Annotated in this window: 22 protein-coding genes, 2 tRNA genes, 1 pseudogene and 2 riboswitches; of the genes and pseudogenes, 12 read left to right on the forward strand and 13 right to left on the reverse strand. The window is 58.5% G+C overall.

The genetic code is table 11. The features are described from left to right. Nucleotides 1-49: 49 nt before the first annotated feature. On the forward strand, nucleotides 50-712 hold the full coding sequence (locus ACT7DV_RS02800; RefSeq protein WP_444660804.1) for a hypothetical protein: 663 nt from the start codon (nucleotides 50-52) through the stop codon (nucleotides 710-712). 65 nt (nucleotides 713-777) lie between these two features. After that, nucleotides 778-851: transfer RNA gene (locus ACT7DV_RS02805), tRNA-Arg, on the forward strand. Nucleotides 852-990: 139 nt separating this feature from the next. On the opposite strand, the gene ACT7DV_RS02810 is transcribed toward ACT7DV_RS02805, so the two are convergent. Next, nucleotides 991-2,220 carry an ROK family transcriptional regulator gene (locus tag ACT7DV_RS02810; protein ID WP_060700703.1) on the reverse strand — a complete coding sequence of 410 codons (1,230 nt, stop codon included), beginning with the start codon at nucleotides 2,218-2,220 and terminating at the stop codon, nucleotides 991-993. 187 nt (nucleotides 2,221-2,407) lie between these two features. On the opposite strand from ACT7DV_RS02810, the gene ACT7DV_RS02815 reads away from it, so the two are divergent. Next, a complete protein-coding gene (locus ACT7DV_RS02815; protein WP_146277695.1) occupies nucleotides 2,408-2,818 on the forward strand; it encodes an NUDIX hydrolase in 411 nt (136 codons plus the stop codon). A 45-nt stretch (nucleotides 2,819-2,863) separates the two neighbouring features. Here ACT7DV_RS02815 and ACT7DV_RS02820 read toward each other — a convergent pair whose 3' ends face one another. From ACT7DV_RS02820 to ACT7DV_RS02835, 4 genes are all read right to left on the reverse strand, one after another. Beyond that, nucleotides 2,864-3,358 (reverse strand): HNH endonuclease, encoded by a 495-nt coding sequence (locus tag ACT7DV_RS02820; RefSeq protein WP_060700701.1) that lies wholly within the window; start codon nucleotides 3,356-3,358, stop codon nucleotides 2,864-2,866. A gap of 239 nt (nucleotides 3,359-3,597) precedes the next feature. Further along, nucleotides 3,598-4,428 (reverse strand): C40 family peptidase, encoded by an 831-nt coding sequence (locus ACT7DV_RS02825; RefSeq protein WP_444660805.1) that lies wholly within the window; start codon nucleotides 4,426-4,428, stop codon nucleotides 3,598-3,600. A gap of 4 nt (nucleotides 4,429-4,432) precedes the next feature. Further along, nucleotides 4,433-4,603, reverse strand: a riboswitch (cyclic di-AMP (ydaO/yuaA leader). Nucleotides 4,604-4,726: 123 nt separating this feature from the next. Then, the gene (locus ACT7DV_RS02830) at nucleotides 4,727-5,773 is read right to left on the reverse strand and encodes a M23 family metallopeptidase (protein ID WP_444660806.1); all 1,047 of its coding nucleotides are present in this window, start codon (nucleotides 5,771-5,773) and stop codon (nucleotides 4,727-4,729) included. Between the two features lie 4 nt (nucleotides 5,774-5,777). After that, nucleotides 5,778-5,943, reverse strand: a riboswitch (cyclic di-AMP (ydaO/yuaA leader). Between the two features lie 91 nt (nucleotides 5,944-6,034). Then, nucleotides 6,035-6,733 (reverse strand): metal-dependent transcriptional regulator, encoded by a 699-nt coding sequence (locus tag ACT7DV_RS02835; RefSeq protein ID WP_060700698.1) that lies wholly within the window; start codon nucleotides 6,731-6,733, stop codon nucleotides 6,035-6,037. A 261-nt stretch (nucleotides 6,734-6,994) separates the two neighbouring features. Here ACT7DV_RS02835 and serC point away from each other — a divergent pair, with 261 nt between their 5' ends. Beyond that, entirely contained in the window at nucleotides 6,995-8,116 is a 1,122-nt protein-coding gene (gene serC, locus ACT7DV_RS02840) for a phosphoserine transaminase (protein WP_444660807.1), read from the forward strand. Between the two features lie 68 nt (nucleotides 8,117-8,184). Here serC and ACT7DV_RS02845 read toward each other — a convergent pair whose 3' ends face one another. Beyond that, nucleotides 8,185-8,784: a DUF3027 domain-containing protein gene (locus ACT7DV_RS02845; protein ID WP_444660808.1), complete on the reverse strand. Its 600-nt coding sequence runs from the start codon at nucleotides 8,782-8,784 to the stop codon at nucleotides 8,185-8,187. Nucleotides 8,785-8,787: 3 nt separating this feature from the next. Beyond that, on the reverse strand, nucleotides 8,788-9,171 hold the full coding sequence (locus tag ACT7DV_RS02850; RefSeq protein WP_060703278.1) for a cold-shock protein: 384 nt from the start codon (nucleotides 9,169-9,171) through the stop codon (nucleotides 8,788-8,790). A 253-nt stretch (nucleotides 9,172-9,424) separates the two neighbouring features. On the opposite strand from ACT7DV_RS02850, the gene ACT7DV_RS02855 reads away from it, so the two are divergent. From ACT7DV_RS02855 to ACT7DV_RS02875, 5 genes and pseudogenes are all read left to right on the forward strand, one after another. Continuing rightward, nucleotides 9,425-9,643: a hypothetical protein gene (locus ACT7DV_RS02855; protein WP_444660809.1), complete on the forward strand. Its 219-nt coding sequence runs from the start codon at nucleotides 9,425-9,427 to the stop codon at nucleotides 9,641-9,643. Nucleotides 9,644-9,702: 59 nt separating this feature from the next. Then, nucleotides 9,703-10,414: pseudogene (locus tag ACT7DV_RS02860) on the forward strand (response regulator transcription factor). Nucleotides 10,415-10,487: 73 nt separating this feature from the next. Then, entirely contained in the window at nucleotides 10,488-11,981 is a 1,494-nt protein-coding gene (locus tag ACT7DV_RS02865) for a sensor histidine kinase (protein WP_253917386.1), read from the forward strand. Between the two features lie 124 nt (nucleotides 11,982-12,105). Then, nucleotides 12,106-12,396: a WXG100 family type VII secretion target gene (locus tag ACT7DV_RS02870; protein WP_022874761.1), complete on the forward strand. Its 291-nt coding sequence runs from the start codon at nucleotides 12,106-12,108 to the stop codon at nucleotides 12,394-12,396. Nucleotides 12,397-12,438: 42 nt separating this feature from the next. Next, entirely contained in the window at nucleotides 12,439-13,329 is an 891-nt protein-coding gene (locus tag ACT7DV_RS02875) for a DUF4031 domain-containing protein (RefSeq protein WP_444660810.1), read from the forward strand. A 90-nt stretch (nucleotides 13,330-13,419) separates the two neighbouring features. Here ACT7DV_RS02875 and groL read toward each other — a convergent pair whose 3' ends face one another. From groL to ACT7DV_RS02890, 3 genes are all read right to left on the reverse strand, one after another. After that, entirely contained in the window at nucleotides 13,420-15,057 is a 1,638-nt protein-coding gene (groL, locus tag ACT7DV_RS02880; RefSeq protein ID WP_444660811.1) for a chaperonin GroEL, read from the reverse strand. 295 nt (nucleotides 15,058-15,352) lie between these two features. Next, nucleotides 15,353-15,964 (reverse strand): LytR C-terminal domain-containing protein, encoded by a 612-nt coding sequence (locus tag ACT7DV_RS02885; protein WP_444660812.1) that lies wholly within the window; start codon nucleotides 15,962-15,964, stop codon nucleotides 15,353-15,355. Between the two features lie 42 nt (nucleotides 15,965-16,006). Continuing rightward, complete coding sequence (locus ACT7DV_RS02890; protein WP_060700690.1) at nucleotides 16,007-16,297, reverse strand: DUF3263 domain-containing protein; 291 nt, start codon at nucleotides 16,295-16,297, stop codon at nucleotides 16,007-16,009. A gap of 156 nt (nucleotides 16,298-16,453) precedes the next feature. Here ACT7DV_RS02890 and ACT7DV_RS02895 point away from each other — a divergent pair, with 156 nt between their 5' ends. After that, nucleotides 16,454-17,227, forward strand: coding sequence for a uracil-DNA glycosylase (locus ACT7DV_RS02895; protein WP_444660813.1), 774 nt, complete (start codon nucleotides 16,454-16,456; stop codon nucleotides 17,225-17,227). On the opposite strand, the gene ACT7DV_RS02900 is transcribed toward ACT7DV_RS02895, so the two are convergent. Next, complete coding sequence (locus ACT7DV_RS02900) at nucleotides 17,224-18,861, reverse strand: threonine/serine ThrE exporter family protein (protein WP_444660814.1); 1,638 nt, start codon at nucleotides 18,859-18,861, stop codon at nucleotides 17,224-17,226. The two genes, ACT7DV_RS02895 and ACT7DV_RS02900, sit on opposite strands and share 4 nt — an antisense overlap. A gap of 234 nt (nucleotides 18,862-19,095) precedes the next feature. Between ACT7DV_RS02900 and ACT7DV_RS02905 the strand changes: the two genes are divergently transcribed. Further along, complete coding sequence (locus ACT7DV_RS02905; RefSeq protein ID WP_444660815.1) at nucleotides 19,096-20,142, forward strand: Atu2307/SP_0267 family LLM class monooxygenase; 1,047 nt, start codon at nucleotides 19,096-19,098, stop codon at nucleotides 20,140-20,142. Nucleotides 20,143-20,208: 66 nt separating this feature from the next. Here ACT7DV_RS02905 and ACT7DV_RS02910 read toward each other — a convergent pair. Next, a tRNA-Val gene (locus ACT7DV_RS02910) sits at nucleotides 20,209-20,282 on the reverse strand. A 413-nt stretch (nucleotides 20,283-20,695) separates the two neighbouring features. Between ACT7DV_RS02910 and ACT7DV_RS02915 the strand changes: the two genes are divergently transcribed. Beyond that, a complete protein-coding gene (locus ACT7DV_RS02915) occupies nucleotides 20,696-21,313 on the forward strand; it encodes a GNAT family N-acetyltransferase (RefSeq protein WP_444660816.1) in 618 nt (205 codons plus the stop codon). Nucleotides 21,314-21,316: 3 nt separating this feature from the next. Here the strand turns inward: ACT7DV_RS02915 and ACT7DV_RS02920 are convergent, their stop codons facing one another. After that, nucleotides 21,317-22,243 (reverse strand): hypothetical protein, encoded by a 927-nt coding sequence (locus tag ACT7DV_RS02920; RefSeq protein WP_444660817.1) that lies wholly within the window; start codon nucleotides 22,241-22,243, stop codon nucleotides 21,317-21,319.

Below are 22,243 nucleotides of genomic sequence, written 5' to 3' on the forward strand. Positions count from 1 at the left end.
TCAGTGCTTGCAGAAAAGTACCGGTCCAGGCACAGGCATAATGGACTATATGGCAAAGCAGGTCAAAAAAACCAAAGAGTATCGCAAGCCTGGTCACTTCAATAACCAGCAACCCGCGTCGTCCGACGCTGCGGTAGCGCGACCCACGACCAAGATTGACTCACAGGAAAACAAGTCAAACCCGATGATCCTCATCTCGGTTGGTCTGGTTGTCTGTTTGGCGCTCTTCACGTACTACCACTTGCTCACCATGTTCCAGATGAAGGATTTGAGTGATGCGTTGTCCATGCCTGATCAGCGGATCTTCGGATACACCGTGGCAGATATCGAGGCGCTGCGAGGTGCAATGGATCCGGATGCCGTGGGGCAGTTGAATTACATGCACAAGACCGCAGGTTTCCTCTTTCCGATGTTCACAGCCGTCTTCTCGATGCTGCTGTTCATCCGCTGGATTCCTAATCGACAAACGCGTTGGCTGGCGTGGTTGGCCCCACTAGGCTTCGCTGTTGCTGATATTTGGGAGAACTTCGCCATCGACGCACTGTTCAACCATGATCTCAGCGCAGGTGCAGTCTTGCTCGCTTCAATTTTGACTACGGTCCGCTGGGCGCTGCTGATTATTACCGCTGGTCTCGTCATCGGGCTGGGTGCTGTCCGAGCGAATCGAGGGCTGAAGCGCAAGATGCTGGCAATTCGTGAGGGCACTAGCTAGGTGGCTACGTGAAATTTACCCTCAGCATCCTTGTAGGATAGTGTTGTTGGTGTTTTCACGCCCATGCCTCTGTAGCTCAGTAGGATAGAGCGACCCTCTCCTAAAGGGTAGGCCGTCGGTTCGATTCCGGCCAGGGGCACAAATGGAGCTTTGCTCCCAGATTCATTCTGGCAGCAAAGCTCTTTTGGTATCTACATACTTTTTCGCTACTTGCTCGTGACACCAAATAAGGGCACGTCCGATAGAAACGTACCCTTACTTGGTTATGACTAAGCGGTTTAGCGAAGTAGCAATGCTGTTGCTTTTGGCGACAACGAAGCATCCATAACTACGCAAGCGCCACCGACGGCACCAACATTCGAACGAAGTTCGGAAGTGCGAGTCTCAATCTCGTGAACTCCTCGTAGCGCAAAGCGGCGCTCGATAGCCTCCCGGACCTCGTCCTCGACTAGTTCGCGTACCTTGTCCCACTGCGGGCCACCGAAAACGACCTCGCGGACGTCGAGCGAATTGGCAAGCTGTCCTGCAACTTCGGCAACCATGGTCATGGTTTCAGAAACCAGTTCCTTGGCGACCTTGTTGCCTTCATGGGCCAATTCGTACAGGCGGTTCATGCCTTCAGCGCGCTGTTCCGGGCCAACGATTTCGTATGTTGGCAGTTCCAGACCGCGTTCCTTGGCCTGGTTGGAAATGTATTCGTACGAAGTGCCTGCTGCCAAGCAGTCATCAGCGCCGCATTCTTCACACGTGAACGATTTGTGGCCGGTGGAGTAATGTCCGATTTCACCTGCGTTGTTGCTGGCGCCGTGGTGCACGTCGTTGTTCAAGACAAGGCCAGCGCCAAAGCCATGGCCGCAGTAGATGAAGACGAAGTCGTTGTTCTTCTCTTCCTTGGATTGCCACAGCTCGCCCACGGCCGATGCAATGGTGTCCTTTTCGATGATGACCTGCAGACGCAGAAGCTTGCGCAGCGGGTTGACCAGTTCAACGTCGGCCCAACCGTCCAGTAGCGGCGGGTTGAGAACCACGCCGTCTTCGACGTTGACTGGACCTGGCACGGCGATGCCGACGCCAACGATGTGCTTCTTTGGAATGCGGATTTCAGCGATCAGTTCCTTGACCGTGGTGGCCATCAGCTGGATGGTCTCCGCTGCAACTTCCAAGTTGGGAACTTCGATGCGGCGTTCGCGCAAGACCTCGCCGCGGAGGTTCATTGCTACGAAGCTCAGAACGCTGGGGTCAAGGTGGATGCCAATGGAGACCAAGCGGTTGCCTTCAAGCTCCAGAACGGTGCGAGGCTTACCTGGGCCGGATACAATCGTGCGGTCTTCTCGAACGATTCCGTCATCCAACAGACGTCGCACAACGTTCGAAATGGTCTGTGGAGACAGACCGGTAGATCCTGCCAGCTCGACACGGCTGATTCCCTCAGGCGCGCGTCGAATCGATTCAAGAATGACCGCTTGGTTGAAGTCTCCCAAACGGCCTAGATTTGTACCCCGTCGCATTATTGCTCCATTGTTCTGTAAATTAGATGGATCGATCTTCCTGTTCCAATATTCTTGGTAGCTACGAGCCTGTGGTCTAATTACTGCGAGTAAGGCGACCGCGCATAAACTACAACTAAAAACGTTGGAGATCCATTTAAGCACGTTACCACCAATGTCGTTTGGATACACACGATATTGTGTTTTGGTGAAGAAAAATTTGACGATATCAGCGGTATGTTTAATCAACAACCAAGGACAAATCCTCTTGGTGCGGAAACGCGGCACTTCGAAATTCATGCAGCCTGGCGGAAAACCGGAGTTTGGAGAATCGCCGTTACAAACTGTCATTCGAGAAATTCATGAAGAGCTGGGCATCCAATTTGCAGCCGAGGATCTGGACTTCAACGGCGTCTGGGTTGGTCCGGCGGCCAATGAGGATCAGACCTCTATTCACGCATCGTTATTTACTGCGCACTACGACGGCACGCTGTCGCCTCTAGCGGAGCTCGAAGAACTGTTGTGGATCATGCCGGAAGATGCCATGAAGCGAGATGATTTGGCACCGCTGCTGCGTGAGCACGTACTCCCCCAGCTCATCAAGCGAGCCAGCAGTTGATCAATGGCGCGTTCTGGCCCTACAGCAGCATGTGGCCCGACGGCTCTAGCTTGCTTGCAGGAATTCGTCCCACGCGGCATCGATATGTTGGAGCCCGGATACAAGATGGCCGCCCATCCGCGGCCGATGCGGTGTAATGCGCAACTGCCAGCCCAGCTGGGAGAGCATCTTGTCAGCCTTGCGGCTGTTGCAGTGCAGGCATGCAGCAACGAGGTTTTCCCAAGTGTTCTTGCCTCCCCTGCTCCGTGGAATGACATGGTCGATCGTATTGGCGGACTTTCCGCAGTAGGCACAGGTGTAGGCATCACGACGCAAAACGCCCCTACGCGTGACATGAAGCATGTCGCGGTAGGGGCGTCGTACATAGCGTTTTAAGACAATGACGGTTGGTCTGGGTAACTGTCCGTGTGAGCTGCGAACAGGCGAGCCTTCGTCCTGGAGAACGATGGTCGCCTTGTCGGCCATGACCATCAACAGTGCTCGTCGGAAAGTCACGACGGCTAAGGGCTCGTATCCTGCGTTTAAAACCAGTGTTCGCATGCTTGGTACTTCCTTCTTGAACCGATAGCTACCATCTGGCATTGATGGAGCTCGCGTTCTAATCGGAGTGTCTCTACTCGCTAGCCTATTCGATTACTTTGCTAGTTAGTGAGCATCCGAGAAAGAAATCAAGCGTTTTTCACTTCCCAGCCTTGTGCAGTTCACCTGTTTTGACGTTTAAACGAACATAGGCCACCGAACGATTGATTCGTTCGATGGCCTATGAAAAGCTGTGAAAATTAGCCAGCCAAGGTGTAGTAGCCGTACAGCGGGTTGCGGGTTACCGAACCGACAATGGTGTCCACGGTTGGGTTCTGCGCGCCGATCATCTGGCCTCCGCCCAGGTAGATGCCGACGTGGCCGCCACCGTTCTGGAAGACCAGGTCGCCTGGCTTAGGGTTGCTGGTGCGCTTGAACTGGCCGGATCCGAGGATGGCCGAAGTTCCGCGGGCAATGTTGATGCCGTGCTGCGCGTATACATACTTGACGAAGCCGGAGCAGTCCCAGCCGCCAGGAGTGTTGCCGCCCCAAACGTATGGAACGCCAACATACTTGGCAGCAGTTGCTGCGATGCCGGAAAGGTTCGAGGTCTGTACCGGAGTTTCGGTTTTCACCTCGGCCTTTGGCTGAGTTGCTTCGCTTGGCTGGGTACGGCCGGCGCGGCTATCGCGGGTCATAGGAGCCATCGGGTCCGTAGTAGCGGAGTCGCTGCTGGTGGTTGGCTCAACGTTGTTGGCCACGGCGATGACGACTGGCTTTGGCTTCTCCTTAGCGGTGAAGCTTGCACGCTCGATGTCGACCGAAGCGTCCTTGTCAGCAGAAACGCTAACCGACTTGACTGCAACGCGCTCGGGGTTGATGGTGTCAACTGGCGATGCCGAAACATCGCGTGGGGCAGAAGCCTGACCTGGAACACCCAGGGCAACGATCAAACCCGATGCTGCAGCAACTACTGCCGCCTGACGGCCCACTGAACCAGCGTTCGAAGATACAGCCTGCGAAATCGCTTCTAGCGAGTTAGTGCGTGGTACGTCAGCACGGCGACGCCCATGAGTATGACTCTTGGTCACTATTATTGCCTCTCCTTGATACCTACGAGGTAAGCTGTCGGGTTCGAAGTGGAGTTACCTCGGTGGATTCGAAGTTTCCTTCTCTATCCACTTCACCCCTAGGGTTATTAGCCAAAGCTAAAGACCCGATGATGGTTCCCCCGCCACTGCCGTACGAGTTGTGTATAACTGCTCATTGCGTGTTGGCAGTGCTCGGTTCTCACGCAAAGTTGCCCAGGGTTTCCCATGGCACGGATATAAGCCTATAGGATGATTTTTGAAATGTCACGTTTTGATCACGGAATAGTGACGAACGTCGTTATAACCATCCGGCTGGGTCTTTGAACTGCCCGTCGACGATCACTTCAAAGTGCACGTGGGGCCCAGTTGAGTTTCCCGTGGTGCCGGCCAACGCAATGACGTCGCCACGCTTAACGTGGTCGCCAACCTTAACCAGTACCTTGCTGTTGTGGCTGTAGCCGGTCTCTAGTCCGCTTCCGTGATCCAGAGTGACTCGGTTGCCCGAATGTCCAGCCCAACCAGCAACTTCAACAACACCATCTGCTGCAGCGTAGACCTTGGTTCCGCTGGGAACACCGTAGTCGGTCCCACTGTGGATCATGTACCCAGCCCCGGTTGGGTTCTTGCGATGCCCGAAGGTCGAGGTAATTCGCTGAGTGGTCACCGGCGCGGAAAGCAAACCAGCAGTTTCCTTGATGCTCGTGATGTCGCCACCCGAGGCAGTCATGATGTCCGAGAACTTCTCTTCGCTCTTGACCTCTGGGCTCAGCTTCGAGGACAACGCGGCACGTTCCACGGACAGCTCCGCAGCGTTGCCCGGAGCCTTCACGTCAACAACGGCCGAGGTCGCAGTGCGCTCAGCGGCGGCAACTGCCTTGTCCTCTTCGCCAGTATTACCTGACAGCTGTGGCGCAACAGCAGCCAAGGCCAAACCGGAAACCGCAGCGACCGCAGCGACCTTGTGGGTAAACCCAAGGCGGCTGGTCTTGCGGGCTTTCGCCTTGACACTGGCGATGAATTCAACGTTGCTCGATGCCTGGACCGGAGCCGGGCTGGAAGCCTGGACCTCTACAGCGCCAGGCAGAGCGACAACATTGCCGTCCGTGGCCTTATGCGCCAGCTCTTTTTGGGTTGGGGCAACACCGTAGCGCTGTAGCGAGTCGAAACGTCGACCCACGAAATCTGCATGAACCGGCTTAGCCGGGCTAATAGTTGGGACAGCTTCAGCGGCGCGTGACGCGCGGCGTCCACTCGTGCGCTGGGTTGCCGAAGCAGCGATCTCGGTGATCACATCAGCCTCGGCGACAGCAGCGCGACGTCGTCCCGCAGTTCTGGTTTCTACCAAAACATTCCTCTCACTGTTGCGCCTACGAAGTTAGCTGTCGGGTTCGGTTCTGGAGAATGAACCGGCCTGCATCAAGCAGAGCTTCACCCCAAGGCGCTTGCACGCCGAAGTAGTGGGTCCCCCGTTGTTGCCCTCAAATACTGGTAACCGACTTCCGGCGCAGGGCAACACTAGGCGGTCGCGACGGAGTCGGGCGATGCCGGTCAGATCGACGGCATCAATCATTAACGTTACCGGTCATCCGGGAAAGTTACAATTTCGTTATCTTTTTTGAGCCCGCACAAATACGTGTCCGCTAACCTCGACTGGCAGCTCCAAGGCACCTTCAATACCCTGCACGCGGACCACTACGTAATCATCTGCTCGTTCCAAAGTGACAATTGCTCCAGGCCGAATTCCGCCTTCGTTCAGTTGTCCGAGCAGGATTGGGTCTGTTTGGATCGGCTCAGCCAAGCGCTCAATGGCCACCGGGCCGATATTCCCCGCGAGCAGCGCGTCATCCAGATTCTGGACTTCATATGAGATTTCAGCCACACTAGGCCCGCCAAGGACCTCCAGGCCTGGGATCGGGTTGCCATAAGGAGACACCGTCGGCTTGCCCAGCAGGTCATAGAGACGGCGCTCCACACGCTCGCTCATGACGTGCTCCCAGCGGCAAGCCTCATCATGAACATATTCCCAGTCCAAGCCGATCATGTCCGAGAGCAAGCGCTCCGCTAACCGATGCTTACGCATCACGCTCGTTGCCAATTCGTGACCTTTTTCAGTCAGCGCAAGGTGGCGGTCTGAAGATACGACCACCAAGCCATCGCGTTCCATGCGGGCTACAGTCTGGGACACGGTTGGACCCGAGTGGCCAAGACGTTCTGCAATTCGGGCGCGCAAAGCCACGATCTCCTCTTCTTGAAGTTCAAGAATGGTACGCAGATACATCTCAGTTGTATCAATAAGATCAGACACAGCAGCCGCTCCTGGAAGTCACAACAGTTAAGTTCGCTCGAATAATACGTGGCGTCGATACCCCACTCTACTTGGTTTATCGGACAGAAAGCGGATCTAACCCGCCCAGCAGATTTCGTAACCGACGGTCGCGTTTTTCTCACGTGCCCTTGCTATTTGCAAAGATGTTTATTGAAACGCCACGGCCACCCTTGAATATTCCGAACTACGGGCATCGGTGGCCTGTTAGGCACTTCAATCTATCGCTACAAGAGGAGCGCGATGAGCACGGACATCAAAATTCCACAAAACCTTCTGCCCGCCGACGGTCGATTCGGTGCGGGACCTTCCAAGGTACGCGCAGAACAGGTTCAGGCCATCGCCGACGCAGGATCCAAGTTGCTGGGCACCTCCCACCGCCAGGCACCGGTCAAAAACCTCGTAGCTTCGGTTCAGGACGGCCTCAAGGAAATGTTCAACGCACCTGAGGGCTACGAAGTCCTGTTGGGCGTCGGCGGCTCCACCGCATTCTGGGATGCAGCAGCATTCAGCCTGGTCCGCTCCAAGGCGCAGCACTTGTCCTTCGGTGAATTTGGCTCGAAGTTCGCCAAGGCCACCGACAAGGCTCCATTCTTGGAATCTTCCACGATTATCGTTGGCGAGCCCGGCACCGTTCCGGAACCGGTCGCTGAAGCCGGCGTCGACGTGTACGCCTGGCCGCACAACGAGACCTCGACCGGTGCCGCGGCACCGATCAAGCGTGTTGCCGGAGCCAGCGAAGATGCCCTGATCGTCATTGACGCCACCAGCGCAGCAGGCGGCCTCGACGTGGATCTAGCCGAGACCGACGTTTACTACTTCGCTCCGCAGAAGAACTTCGCATCGGACGGAGGCCTGTGGCTGGCTTTCGTTTCCCCGGCAGCCATCGCGCGCATTGAGGAAATTGCCGCTACCGACCGCTGGATCCCAGACTTCTTGAACTTGAAGACGGCTCTGGATAACTCGCTGAAAAACCAGACGTACAACACTCCGTCGTTGACGACTCTGGTTGGCCTGGACGCCCAGATCAAGTGGATCAATTCCAACGGCGGCCTGAAGTGGGCTGCGGATCGCACCGCACAGTCCGCAGGCCTGATTCAGGCCTGGGCAGAGGCCTCCTCGATCGCCTCGCTCTATGTAGCCAACCCGGCTCACCGCTCCAACGTGATTTCCACGGTGGATTTCGATGACTCGGTAGATGCTTCGGCGATTGCCAAGGCCTTGCGCGCCAATGGCGTGGTTGACGTAGAACCGTACCGCAAGCTGGGACGCAACCAGCTGCGCATTGCCACCTTTGTGGCCATCGAGCCAAGCGATGTTGCTGCGCTGCTCAAGTGCATCGACTTTGTCATCGAACAGCTCTAGCTCGTAAAACAGCGGGAGGGGCTCCGAAGAACAGATGTTCTTCGGAGCCCCTCTCGCTGTTCAAGCTACTAGTTTTCTTTGCGCGTGCGGTTGCGCTGCGCTGCCCGGCGACGGGCCGCGGTGCGCTGCGCGGTGCGACGGCGTCGAACTTGGCGTCGCGCTGGCGACTTGTGAGGCGCGTCCTCTGATTCGGCGTCATCCAGCTCTTCGGCGTCTTGCTCCGGAGCAGGCGATGCATCACCGGCGGCTTGGCCGGATTCGGAATCCGAGTCCGAATCGGCTTCCTGTGGCTGATCAGTTTCTGACTCGCCGGTTTCCTCCGCGGCTTCCGCGGCCTTGGCGGCTTCGATTTCTTCCTTGGCCAGCCGGTCTGCCCACGGCACCCAGGCAGGAGCCAAAAGCGAATCGTCACCAGCAATGATGCCGACTTCGCAGACGGTGAGATCCTTTACCTTGGCCCGAGGAACCCGTGCGAGGGTAGCGAACCAAGTCCATCCTTGATACCCCTTTTTATGGGAGACAAAACGATGGGTGACAAGTCGCTCACCTTCCGCCATGACCCCGAGGTGGTCGCCGACTTCTTGCGCGCTGGCGATATCGGCGAGCGCGCCGCGTGCAGCGTCCACTGCGTCGGCGAGGATGGTGTCCAACTTGGGTTTACGGGCCATTATTTATGCGTCCAGATCGTCGGCTACCGCACGAAGCACGGTAGCTACCTTCTTGCCATATGCCTGTTCAGGATAACGCCCCTTGTGCAAGCTATTGGAAACGTTGTCGAGTAACTTGATGAGATCTTCAATGAGAACTGCTTCGGCTTCGGGCTTTTTGCGCTTGGCGCGCGCCACCGAAGGAGCTTGTTCCAGCAGGCGCAAACTCAGTGCTTGAGGTCCACGGCGGCCTTCAGCGACACCAAATTCCAATCGGGTGCCAGGGCGCAAGTCATGAACGCCCTCGGGCAGCGCAGCCGCATTGACGTAAATCTCTTTGCCATCCTCTGCGGTAATAAAACCGAAGCCCTTGGCCTTTTCGTACCATTTAACCTTGCCGCTAGGCATGATCATTTACCTCGTTCGTTCTTTAGCCCAGTGCACCGCCGTGGCCTGCTCAGTGCGATGCATATTCATATGTACGATTTCGCGGAGTCACAGCCGGGGTTCTTCTTAGCTTCTTGCCGGGTACTCGACGTACGAAATCGCTTCAAGTCGTTTATCTAAGATTATGTCATCCCTGAAGCACTGAATTCATCTTTGCGCACCGAGGGTCGGCAAGACACTCTGGGCACCCCTGGTCGAGGCTAAGCTAGAAACCGTGAGCACAACATCAAAAACCATGACCCTTATTTCCCGGTTGGCAATCATCATTGCCGTCATTTCGGCTCTCGCTTTGATTGCCACGCTGGTTCTCTACTTCCAGCACATCACAATTCCGCCAGTGGTCATGGCCTTTGCTGTCTGGGGACTTCCGGTGGCCTTTCTCCTCGCCGCGGCCGTTGTCATCAGCAACATCGCCAAGCGCCGCAACATCTGAAGAACCAGAATCAGCAATCATTCAGCAGACTCCCAGACTTCTTGTGCAGACTGGGGTTCATGAGTGCAAAACCCACTGAAGCAAAACTTCTCGTTGTTGACGACGAACCGAATATCCGCGAATTGCTCTCCACGTCGCTGCGTTTCGCCGGCTTCGAGGTTGTTGCAGCTGCCAACGGACGCGAGGCACTGGCCGCGGTCGAAGCAGACGAACCGGATCTGGCGGTCCTGGATGTCATGCTCCCGGACATGGATGGCTTCACCATTACCCGCAAGCTCCGCGCGGCAGGACGCCATTTCCCGGTTCTGTTCCTCACCGCGCGTGATGACACCAGCGACAAGGTCACCGGCCTGACCGTCGGCGGCGATGACTACGTCACCAAGCCATTCAGCCTCGACGAGGTTGTGGCGCGCATCCGTGCCGTTCTGCGTCGCACCGCGAGCGGCGAAGAGGAGAATGCCACGATCGTCGTCGCCGATCTTGAGCTTGATGACGATGCCCATGAGGTGCGCCGTGCCGGAGAGATCATCGACCTGTCCCCCCACGGAGTTCAAGCTGCTTCGCTACCTGATGATGAACCCCAACCGGGTGCTCTCCAAGTCGCAGATCCTGGATCATGTGTGGGAATACGACTTCAATGGCGACGCGTCAATCGTCGAGTCCTACATCTCCTACCTGCGCCGCAAGGTGGACCGTCCGGAATGGCCGGCCTTGATCCAGACCAAGCGTGGTGTCGGCTACCTGATGCGCACCCCGGATCGCCGCCAGTAATTCACGGAGGAACACGAAGGCCTTGTAAAGTCTGCATATGAAGTCGATTCGAGCCAAATGGCGCCGAACCTCTATGAGGACCAAGCTCGTCACCGTCATGCTGGGGCTGATGATCATCGCGATCTTCGCGACCGCGCTCAGTTCTTCGCATACGCTGAAGATCTCGATGACCAACCAGATCGATGATCAGCTCAATGCTTCATGGCCCACGATGGCCTACGGGCTTAACAAGGCATACGTGAATTCCCTCGACGACAACGACGGCTCCGACGGGAACGGGGACTTCGACCCGACCTTGCTGGGCCTCAATAGCTCCTACGCCGACATCCGTGATGAAGAAGGCAAGATCGTCTACATCATGCCGCGTTCGCGGGTGAGCCCCAGCAGCACCTCGGATCTGCCGTTGCTCAATCCCCAGCAAATCGAGCAGCTGGCAGCCAACCCCCTGGTTCCTTCCACCGTGCCCGGCAGTTTCCCCACGTCCTCCGGCTGGCGAACCATGATGGTGCCGCTGGAAAGCAGCAACCTCAACCTGTTCCTGGCTCTGCCGCTGGATACCGTGAACTCCACGGTGCGCCAGACCGCAGTGCTGGTGCTTTCTACCGGGTTGCTCGCCGCACTGGTCATGTCCATGATCGCCTACGGCCTTACCGGCAGGTCGCTGCAGCCGTTGAATAACGTGGAGCGCACCGCCTCGATGATTGCCGCCGGAGACCTGTCCCAGCGCGTGAAGGACTATCCTTCGGAGACCGAGGTCGGCCGGCTCTCCCGTTCGCTGAACGCCATGCTGGCCCAGATTGAAAAGGCCTTCCATGACCGGGAGGCCTCTGAACGCAAGATGCGCCGCTTCATCCAGGATGCCTCTCATGAACTGCGCACTCCCCTGGTCACCATCCAGGGATACTCCGAGTTCTACCGCTACGGCGGCCTGGCGGACCCCGAAGCCATGGACTCGGCCATGGGGCGCATCGAAGCCGAATCCAAGCGCATGGCCCGCCTGGTGGAGGACCTGCTCATGCTTGCTCGCCTGGATGAGCAGCGCCCAATGGAGAAGCAACCGGTGGATCTGCTGGTCCTGGGCCAGGACGCCGTGGAAGACACCAAGGTGCGGGCGCCAGACCGTGCCGTCAAGCTCGTCGGGTTGACCAGCGATCGCCCCAGCCCGGCAAGCACCGTGGGCGATGACGCTCGGATCCGCCAGATCATCGCCAATCTCCTGACCAATGCGCTGCGCTACACTCCCGAGGGCACGCCCCTGGAGATTGCCGTCGGGGTGCGTTCGCTGGTGGCTGGCGCCATGGACGCGGTCATTGAAATCAGGGACCACGGGCCCGGCATCCCAGAAGAAGATGCCAAGCGGATCTTCGAGCGCTTCTACCGCGCAGATAGCTCTCGACAGCGGGAAACCGGCGGTTCGGGCCTCGGGCTGGCCATCGTTGCTGCCATCGTCCAGCAGCATGGCGGATCGGTCGCCTTGGCTGAAACTGCCGGTGGCGGTGCCACCATGTCCATTTCCCTGCCATACGTGCCACTGATCGAACGGCCAGAGCCGGAGATCGAAGACTGAGCGCCGGGCCGCACCGCGCGGAATTATCCACATTCAGCGCTCGCTCCCCTCGACGGCGCTGGACGGCTTTCTAGATTGGTTGCATCGAGCTTTCGATACAGCCACCAAGGAAAGGACCAGGTCCGTGAGCACGTTCTCCACAAATACCGGCGAGATGCAGGTTAAGTCCCAGGCAGTCATGAATACCATTGATCGATTGCGCCACGAGGTCTCGACCATGCAGATGAATCTTGACCAGTTGCAAAGCACCTGGCAGGGTTCAGCAGCCGCTTCATTCCAGTCCATCGTTGCCGAATGGCGTTCCACGCACGTGCAGATCGAAGAGGCGCTCAGCAGCATCGCCAGCGCCTTGAATCATGCCTCGATGCAGTACGAGGAAGTTGAACAGGTCAACACGTCGCTGTTCCGATACTGATCGGCAACTGCGCTGCGGTTGGTTGATCAGTAGGCTTGGCTCATGAGCATTCTGATCGACCCGCCGCGTTGGCCTGCGCATGGCACCGTCTTTGCCCATTTGGTCTCGGACACGTCCCTGGAGGAACTCCATCAATTCGCCGCACAGCAGGGAATCTCGCCGCGGGCGTTCGACAAGGACCACTACGACGTCCCCGCAGAACGCTATGAACAGTTTGTCCAGGCCGGTGCGCAGGAAGTCACCGGCGGCGAACTGGTGCGCGCGCTGATCGCCTCGGGCTTGAGAATCCCCGCCAAATACCGCCCTGAAAAGCTCGACGCCATATTGCGCCGGCGGTGGTCGCGGACGTTGCCGACCGAGCCGCAGCTGGGCCAGGAGCTGCTCGAGATGTGGTCCCAGGACCACCGTTATTATCATGACCGCGTCCATCTGCTTTCGGTGCTCGAAGCGGTGGATCGCCTCGGTGAAAAGCTTTCACCTGGAGAACTCCTGCTGGTGCAGCTGGCGGCGTGGTTCCACGACGCGGTATATGAAGGGAGCAGCGAGGACGAAATCAAATCTGCGGTGCTGGCACGTGAAAGACTCGACGGAGTGCTCTCCCCGGCCGCTGTTGGTTCGATCAGCGACCTGATCTTGCTGACCGCGGGACATAACCCGGGCGAAACGGACCGCCTGGGACGGATCTTGTGCGATGCGGATCTGGAAGTATTGGCCCGCCCCGAAGCGGCCTATCAACGTTATGCCCATGCGATCTATCAAGAGTATGCCCACCTTCCCCGCCACGTTTTGGCTGAAGGACGCAGCAAGATACTCTCGGCCCTGCTGGCCAAGGTCTCGATTTACGCTACGGCAGCTGGACGCGAACGGTGGGAATCGGCTGCGCGAACCAACTTGGGTCGAGAGCTGGAACATCTGCAGAGCTGGATGCCCTAGCCCGTATTCGCCGCGTTAACTACTGATGGCCTGGTACCCGAAGGTACCAGGCCATCAGCGCAGGTGATGCACTAGATCAGCATGGAGGGCTTAGAAGCCGCCCATTCCGCCCATGCCGCCCATGTCATCGCCACCGGCTGGGGCAGCGCCAGCAGGAGCTGGCTTCTCTGCAACAACAGCTTCGGTGGTCAAGAACAGGCCAGCGATCGAAGCTGCGTTCTGCAGTGCCGAACGGGTCACCTTCACTGGGTCATTCACGCCAGCTTCCAGCAGGTCAACGTACTGACCGGTGGCAGCGTTCAGGCCGTGGCCAGCAGGCAGGCCCTTGACCTTGTCGGCGACAACGCCTGGCTCCATGCCAGCGTTCAGTGCGATCTGCTTCAGTGGAGCTTCGATGCCAACGCGAACGATGTTCGCGCCGGTTGCTTCGTCGCCTTCCAGCTCAAGCTTTGCGAATGCAGCAGCGCCAGCCTGGATCAGTGCAACGCCACCACCGGCGACGATGCCTTCTTCAACGGCTGCCTTGGCGTTGCGCACGGCATCTTCGATGCGGTGCTTGCGCTCTTTGAGCTCCACCTCGGTAGCAGCGCCGGCCTTCAGCACAGCGACACCGCCAGAGAGCTTTGCGTGGCGCTCCTGCAGCTTCTCGCGGTCGTAGTCCGAGTCGGTATTCTTGATCTCGGCTGCGATCTGGGCCTTGCGGCCGTCGATCGCGTCGGCTTCGCCGCCGCCTTCAACGATGGTGGTCTCGTCCTTGGTGATAACGACCTTGCGGGCGGTACCCAGAACTTCGAGGCCAACGTTGTCCAGGGACAGGCCGATTTCCTCGGAAACAACCTGGCCACCGGTCAGGATGGCGATGTCGGTCAGCATGGCCTTGCGGCGGTCGCCGAAGCCCGGAGCCTTGACGGCAACGGACTTGAACAGGCCACGGATCTTGTTCAGGATCAGGGTGGCCAGGGCTTCGCCCTCGACGTCTTCGGCGATGATCAGCAGCGACTTGTTCGACTGCATGACCTTCTCCAGCAAGGTAACCATGTCCTTGACCGAGGAGATCTTCGAGTTGACGATCAGGATGTATGGGTCTTCCAGGACGGTTTCCTGGCGCTCTGCGTCGGTGACGAAGTAAGCGGAGATGTAGCCCTTGTCGAAGCGCATGCCCTCGGCCAGCTCCAGCTCCAGGCCGAAGGTGTTGGACTCTTCAACGGTGATAACGCCCTGCTCGCCGACCTTGTCGAGAGCTTCAGCGATCAGGCCACCGATTTCCTTGTCGCCAGCGGAGATCGAAGCGGTAGCAGCGATCTGCTCCTTGGATTCGATCTTCTTCGCTGCGGCGAACAGTTCTGCGGTGACGGCTTCTACAGCCTTGTCGATACCGCGGCGCAGTGCGATCGGATCGGCACCTGCAGCAACGTTGCGCAGGCCTTCCTTGACCAGTGCCTGTGCGAGCACGGTAGCGGTGGTGGTACCGTCGCCAGCGACGTCGTCAGTCTTCTTGGCAACTTCCTTGACCAGCTCGGCGCCGATCTTCTCGTAAGGATCTTCGAGGTCGATCTCCTTAGCGATGGACACGCCGTCGTTGGTGATAGTAGGAGCGCCCCACTTCTTCTCCAGAACAACGTTGCGGCCGCGTGGGCCCAAGGTCACCTTTACCGCGTCAGCAAGGGTGTTCAGTCCGCGCTCGAGTCCGCGGCGTGCTTCCTCGTCAAATGCAATCATCTTGGCCATAGTGGCTTTCGGTCCTTTCGGGACGATTTTGCGAAAATGCAACCGACAGACAGCGCCCGCGACGGACGAGTGGACCGGTGCGGCATCGGGCCGGCAACCGTTTCAGCTCTCGCTATCTGAGGTATTTTCCACGCTCCATCCGCCGTGGCGCTAACCGGTGCGTTCACGTTCCGCAGGGAACGCAAAAACCGACCGGCGTTAGCAGTCGCAGCGTAAGAGTGCTAATACAAATATTGGCACTCTCGCATGGCGAGTGCAAGCCGGTCGGCTCTGAGCGAAGGGAATTATGAACGAATTATTCGTTCAGCCCCAGCGGGTCATCGGTGCCCAGCACGATGGTGACCCGATCGGGAATGTTATTGGTCTGCAAAACTTCGTCAATATTAAGGACTTCAGCAGCTTTTTCCGCGGTGGTGCGGTAGGCCTCTGACATGTAGTACACAGCGGAAACATCCGCCGGCTTGCTCCAGTTATCGGCGACGATGTTGGTGAACCCGGCTTCTGCCATGGCCTCTTCGCCAGCACCCGCGACGCCTGCAACATTTGCGCCGTTGTACACGCCGATCTTCTGGCCAAAGAGCACGTCTGCTTCATCGATGGTGCTGGATGGCGATGCGGATTCGCTGGGTGAAGCCTCCTGCGAACTATCGGCAGACTCCCCGCCGTCTTGGGACTGCAAGCTCTCATCGCTCGAAGGGCCCGCGAGGCTGTCTTTGAGCTGGGGGCCAAAGATGAAGGATGCTACACCGATGGCCAGGACGATCACGGCCGTCAGCACTACCCACAGCAATTTGCCACCGGTTGACTTTGAGGCCGCGGACTGCGCCCATCCGTGCGCATGGTGTGAACCGACACGGGTGTTGAACTCCGGAACGCGATCAAATTCGTCACGCGGGTAGTTGGTCATTCTTGTCCTTGCTCGAGGTCTGACTGGTCACGGCAGGCTGGGTTATCGTCCCGAGCCGACCTTACCGCCCACACGACGTTTTGTTGAACGTGTTCTGCGCAGTCGCTTAACCAGCATCGGGTCGTAGGCCATCGCCGCATCCGTCTCAATCAGCTGGTTCAGCAGCTGATAGTAATTTGTTGGAGACATGGAGAACTGCTTGGTAATCGCTTGTTCCTTGGCTCCGGCATACTTCCACCACAATTTTTCCAAGCTCAGGATCTGTTGCGAACGTTCGTCGAGTTCCGAGTCTGGGTTCATCACAAAATCCACCAACAACTCTTTCTCAGCCATCCGTTCTCACCTCTGTCCTCGGCTCAGTTTTTGCGCATTTCATTCACGCATGTACTCCACTACTGGTAGACATACCACCGACATTCTAACCAATCTCTTTAGCTATCGCCGTGTGGCCTGGCACAGGCACGCCAGAAAAACGGAACAATAGCGTCTATGGATGAAATGCAAGAACCCCTGTTCGAGGCTCCTGGGCCACCGCCGGCACCCGTGTATGAACCAGCAGAATTCCCGTTCTTCCACGGCGCGCAATCCATGGCCGACCACGGATTTATTGCTCAAGATTGGGTTCCAGCGCTCAGCAAGCAAGATGAAAATCTTCGCCAGCTTGCCCTCGAATTAACCGAACGTTCATCACAAGGCGAAACATTGCTCCCCGATCCCGAGGTGATGTTCCGCGCACTATCTTTGCCTTTAGCTGAGGTCAAGGTCCTGATCATCGGCCAAGACCCCTACCCGACACCGGGGCATCCCAACGGATTGGCCTTTGCGGCCAACAAGCATGTCCGCCCATTGCCACGCTCGTTGAATAACATCTACAAGGAGCTCGAAGCCGACTTGGGAATCACCCCAGCGTCGCATCCTGATCTGAGTGCCTGGCAGCAACGCGGGGTACTGCTGCTCAACCAGGTGCTTTCGGTCACCGCAGGCCAGGCCGGTTCACATCAAAAGATCGGGTGGGAACCAATCATCGCGGCCCTGCTGTCCGCTCTGAACGAGCGTTCCGCGCCCCCGGTCGCCATTCTCTGGGGCAATCATGCACAGAAGTTCTCGCCTGCCCTGGGGAATCTGCCGCAATTGTGCAGCGCCCATCCATCGCCGCTCTCGGCTTCGAGGGGCTTTTTCGGCTCAAAACCCTTTTCAGAAGCCAATCGGCTCCTGTCCGCACAGGGACAAGAGCCGATTGACTGGACTTTGCCGGTCGCCTAGCGGCGGCGGATGCGTCGCCGTTCGCGCCGGGCGTTAGAAGTGAGCGGGCGGCAAAGGGTTTCACCGAAGACGACTCCTCCGGCGATGGAGAGCATGATGGCCATCGCGTTAAACATCTCGACGAGACCTGTAGCCATGTCATCGACGTTGATCACGATGCCGTACATCGCCCGGAAGATCATGAGGCCTGGAAGCAGGAACATGACCGCCGGTGCTGCCAGAACTAGCTGCGGCGTGCGCAATTTGTCTGACGCGAAGCGAGCCGCAAAACCGACGACCGTGGCGACAAGTGCTGGAACCGCACGGTCGCCCAGGCCCATGTTCTCGGCGAGCAGCTGCACGAGGTAGCCGCCCACCGCAATGCCAGCGGTAGGCAGCAGCAAGCGGAGCGCACTTTGCTCCGTAATGGCACCGGCCACAATGGCGACAGCAACCAGCACGACCAAGAGCCATGCGGGGTACTCGGTAGTCACGATCTGGTGTACATCGACTTCCCCGCCGCCGAGCACATCGGAGACCACCAATGCCGCGGCAATGCCGCTCAAGATCGCGCCGTAGGTCAGGCTGGCGGAGAACAAGCGCCCCACCGCAGTCACCGGGAAACCGTTGATCGCATCTTGCAGCGCCGAGACAAACCGCCCCGAAGGCAGCAAGAGCAGGATACCGCCGGAAACCACCAGCGCCGGATCCAACGGGGCATGCAGCTGATGCCCAATCAATGCGATTCCGGTGATGACCATCGTCGATGCGGCAATAGTGAAGAATTCGGGGACCCGCCAGCGCGAGCCGTATCGGCCAATCTGGGTGACTAGGCTGGAGGAGAACATGGCCACCAGCGCGCCGGCCCATGAGCCGCCAATGAAAAGCACAAATGCCGCTGCGAACAGGGCACGCCCGCAAGCGACAATCCACCGGGGAAAGGGCTTTGGCCGGCGCGTAATTTCTTTCAGGCGCTTGGCCGAAGCGCTGCGCGACACGCCGCCCGCGATGATGTCCGAGACCAGCTCATGCACCAGGACGAGCCCTGCGTAGTTGGAGGTATAGGAACGGACCACGCGCAATACCGAATAGCTTTCGGCATCAGGCGGGCTGTAGTTCAAGTGCAAGGACTGGTTGGTAATGTCCACGTCCAAATGGCTCAAACCCAGCGCTGCGGTCACCGCGATGATGCTGGTTTCCACTTCCAACGCGCCAGCGCCATAGCGGATCAGGGTCTCCCCCAAGTCCAAGGCGAATTCCATGGTGCGACGCGATGAAGCGTCCTGCTGGTCGTTGACCTTGGGATTGGCGTAAGGGGTTCCCTGCAGACGCTCGACAATGTTCAGCGCCTGGGTTGGCGGGGTGTCCGAGATCCACATTTTTGCCAGCAGCCGGCGCGCCACCGGGTTGGCGCGCGTTGGCATCAGGGTGATGCCTTCATCGGTGGTGTGGACCTGGCCGGTGCGCCACTCGATATCCGAGGCGTCGGCAGCGGCCACGTTGGCGCTGACTGCCGTGTTCAGCGGGAGCTCAGAAGCAGTGGGCGGCTCTTCTAGCGGTACTTCCGGATGAAAGCCCATGTTGATTTCACTGGTGGAAATACGAGGTAGTGCACCGGCCGATGGCGCTGGATCTTCGCCGATCTGTGGTGGCACAGCACCATGCTCTTCGTCAGATCGATGCGCCACTAATTTTGCCCCCTCAGCCAATGCTTTCCCATGCAATTTACGATACAACCCACGGGCAATAAGTTCGCGTGAACGTGCGTAAGTCACTAGGTAGCGCCGAACACATTTCCCGGCAATTCCTGCCTGCGGAATATCGCCGGCTCGATTGTGGTTGCAAGTATTTGAATTTAGATGCTTTTGCATACATATCGGAGGTCATTGATGAGCAGCAAACTTCTCTTGCCGGAGATCGGCGCCGAAACCTTTGGCGACATCAGCGAGGACGCTCAGGGCGATCCTCTGACCCATGCGCAGGTGATTCGCAACGTCATCGCCCAGGGCCAGGCGGCCGAAGCAGCGAATCTGGACTTCTTTGGCGTCGGCGAACACCATCGCGATGATTATGCCGTATCCGCCCCGGAGATCGTGTTGGCTGCATTGGCCAGCACCACCAAGCAGATCAAGTTGGGCACCGCCGTGACGGTCCTTTCCAGCGATGATCCGGTCAGGGTGTACCAGCGCTTTGCAACCCTCGACGCCATTTCCCAGGGGCGCACCGAAATCGTGGCCGGGCGCGGATCTTTTATTGAATCTTTCCCGTTGTTCGGCTTCGAGCTTGATGACTATGAAGAGCTCTACGAGGAGAAGCTGGATCTCTTGGCCAGATTGCGCCATGGAAATCCGGTGGTCTGGCACGGGAAGCACCGCTCCGCACTTCGCAACCAGCAGGTTTATCCCCTGCTGGAGAACCAGCCGCTGACCACTTGGGTGGGCGTCGGTGGCAGCCCGCAGTCTGTTGTTCGCGCCGCGCGCCACGGGCTTCCGCTGTTCCTGGCCATCATCGGGGGCCAGCCCTCGGGCTTTGAAGGACTGGTGCATTTGTACCAACGTTCCCTCAAGGAATTCGGGCACGATGAACAACCGGTGGCCGCGCACTTCCACGGGTTGGTGGCCGGCAGCGACGAGGAAGCGCTGGAAACCCTCTGGCCTCATTACCAGCGGACCATGAACCGGCTGGGCGCCGAGCGCGGATGGCCGCCAGCGAGCAAGATGCGATTGCAGGCCGCCATGGGGCAGGAGGGGGCAATGATGGCCGGCAGCGCGCAAACCGTAGCCTCGAAGCTCGCCTCGGCCACCAGGAAACTCGGGCTATCCCGCGCTGACATCAAGTACTCAGCCGGATCATTGCCGCATGAGGCCATGATGAACAGCATTAGGCTGCTGGGCGAAGAAGTGAAGCCCCGCGTCCACGAATTGCTCGGGGCCTAGAGCCCGCTTTGCATGGCGAAGCTCCATGAACGCAAAAATGCCACCATCTCTGGTGGCATTTTTTCGTGGATCTTACTGGACTCGAACCAGCGACCTTTCGCGTGTGAGGCGAACGCTCTAACCAACTGAGCTAAAGATCCATACTTGCGCTTTGACCGCAGGGCCAAGCACCTAAATGATCTTAGCTGGTGATAACTCGCGCACCAAATCGGCAGCCGGCTTCAAGCGGCAGGCCGCACCGCGGCAGACGCGCTCAAACCCAAGCGCACGGTGATCTTTCAGCCTCCGGATATGCCACATGATCAGCCCGGAAAAACCGCGCCAAATAGTTTATTTTCATGTCACCTAAAAGTAGCTGTTTCCACTTGTCAAAACGGGACTTTAGACTCCATAATTTTTCTAGCTCATCGAGCTCAAACTGGACCCTACAAGGATGTTGCCGGAAGCCGCCGGCATCGGTCCCCTCAAGGCCAACGAAACCGCACGGCAGGTCAGACCTGGTCGCGCAAAAGCCTCATTTTTCGTTCGTTCTTTTTCTCTAGGACCGTACCCAGTGTTTGAAAACCTGAACTTTTCCTTGTCACCGCTCTGCGTTCTGCCAGAGCAGCGTGAAGAATTGGCACAGCTCTACCCTGTCATCGACCAGCGCTGGCACCAGAAATTCGACCGGCTCAGCCTGCTGGTCACGGTGCGCGACCGTGGCACGCTCGTTGCTGCCGGGTTGGTTCACGACTCGATCGTCGCACCCACCGACTCGATGAACGCCGTGGAGCTGGGCTGCATGGCTGTGCGTCCCGAGTACCGCCGGTTGGGCATCCGCCAGCATGTGACCTCATTGCGCCTGGAGCACGCAGTGCGCTCGGGCAAAACGCCCATCATCGTGATCGATGCGCAAAATCCTGCTTCCTGGGCCTTTTACGAACGCTCCGAGCTGTGGGACCGCGAACGCAGCTTCGAACAGGATGGCCGGCTGAAGTTCATCTACCGTGCTACCCAGGCCGCCTGGGAGTGGGTGGAGAACTTGCCGCAGGCCTCGGAAGACTGCGTGGAGATCATCGCGCCGCCAGCCGCGATTCCTGCGCCATGTTTTGCCGCGGCTGGAACAATCGGGCCATCATTGGGCATTCAGCTGCCCTGCGGCGACCAGATGCCGGCACTTGGAATGATCTAGGGCCTAGAAGAGGGCGTCCTGCTGCTCGTCGGCCCATTCATGACCGGGCAGCGGCGCCACTTCACCGGCTCGGCGAGCGCGGGCCGCTTCGTGGAGGTCGATGGGGGTGACTTTAAGGACGGTGTCGACCATGGCATTAAGGAACTGTGCCGTGGCGATGTCCTGGGGCACCGGAGGGTGCACGCACCTGACTTCCGGGTTATCCGCGGCATCGTCCCAGTCGACCAGCAGCAGGCCGGTCGCGGTATAGCCAAACCCATCGCCGAAGTCCCGCAGCTTGCGGATCATGTCCACGGTGCGGCGGAAGGCCGCCGGTTCCGATTCAAGGATGGTGGCGCGTTGCACGAAGAAGAACCCGACCGCTGCCAGCGGATACCGCGCGCGAAGATTCGCTGCGTCTCCATAGGCTTCTTCATAGCGGTTGGCGAGGTTCTTGCCGAACGATGACGTCATGGCCTTGGTGCTCAGCAGCAGCTCGGGGCCGGTGGACCAATGGGTCATCACCACATCGGTCTGTTTCATGTAGGCGCGGCCCAGGATCCTCGCATCGGTGCTCCCCGCCTTTCCGGCCATGATCGACTCGTGGACCTCGTCGGCCAATCGCTCGGGCAATCGGCGCAACAGGTCCAAGATGTCGCTGGAGAGCACCCGCGGTGCCTCGGGCCGCGGCCAGACAAGGTCTGCGTCAAATCCGGCACGACGCAGTTCGTGGGCCAGCCAGGCGTCCACGCCTTGGGCAAAGCGCCCGGATCGGGTGACGGCCTTATTGCGCACCGGAATGCTCAACAGCCGTTCCAGCACGGAATAGGACGGGTTGAATTCTTCGGTGACCGCGCCGTTGCTCAGCCACGGCGAGTCTTTGGCCGCTGACATCAAAGTGATATCAAATTCCGCAAAGGCCAGGGTTTTCTCAACCACAGGATTAGCCAC

This window comes from Glutamicibacter sp. TV12E, from assembly GCF_052441935.1.
Lineage (GTDB): Bacteria > Actinomycetota > Actinomycetes > Actinomycetales > Micrococcaceae > Glutamicibacter.

Coding starts and splice junctions, on each gene's coding strand:
- ACT7DV_RS02800 (WP_444660804.1), top strand. CDS start 50: ATGGCAAAGCAGGTCAAAAAAACCAAAGAGTATCGCAAGCCTGGTCAC.
- ACT7DV_RS02810 (WP_060700703.1), bottom strand. CDS start 2,220: ATGCGACGGGGTACAAATCTAGGCCGTTTGGGAGACTTCAACCAAGCG.
- ACT7DV_RS02820 (WP_060700701.1), bottom strand. CDS start 3,358: ATGCGAACACTGGTTTTAAACGCAGGATACGAGCCCTTAGCCGTCGTG.
- serC (WP_444660807.1), top strand. CDS start 6,995: ATGAGCACGGACATCAAAATTCCACAAAACCTTCTGCCCGCCGACGGT.
- ACT7DV_RS02845 (WP_444660808.1), bottom strand. CDS start 8,784: ATGGCCCGTAAACCCAAGTTGGACACCATCCTCGCCGACGCAGTGGAC.
- ACT7DV_RS02850 (WP_060703278.1), bottom strand. CDS start 9,171: ATGCCTAGCGGCAAGGTTAAATGGTACGAAAAGGCCAAGGGCTTCGGT.
- ACT7DV_RS02865 (WP_253917386.1), top strand. CDS start 10,488: ATGAGGACCAAGCTCGTCACCGTCATGCTGGGGCTGATGATCATCGCG.
- ACT7DV_RS02875 (WP_444660810.1), top strand. CDS start 12,439: ATGAGCATTCTGATCGACCCGCCGCGTTGGCCTGCGCATGGCACCGTC.
- groL (WP_444660811.1), bottom strand. CDS start 15,057: ATGGCCAAGATGATTGCATTTGACGAGGAAGCACGCCGCGGACTCGAG.
- ACT7DV_RS02885 (WP_444660812.1), bottom strand. CDS start 15,964: ATGACCAACTACCCGCGTGACGAATTTGATCGCGTTCCGGAGTTCAAC.
- ACT7DV_RS02890 (WP_060700690.1), bottom strand. CDS start 16,297: ATGGCTGAGAAAGAGTTGTTGGTGGATTTTGTGATGAACCCAGACTCG.
- ACT7DV_RS02895 (WP_444660813.1), top strand. CDS start 16,454: ATGGATGAAATGCAAGAACCCCTGTTCGAGGCTCCTGGGCCACCGCCG.
- ACT7DV_RS02905 (WP_444660815.1), top strand. CDS start 19,096: ATGAGCAGCAAACTTCTCTTGCCGGAGATCGGCGCCGAAACCTTTGGC.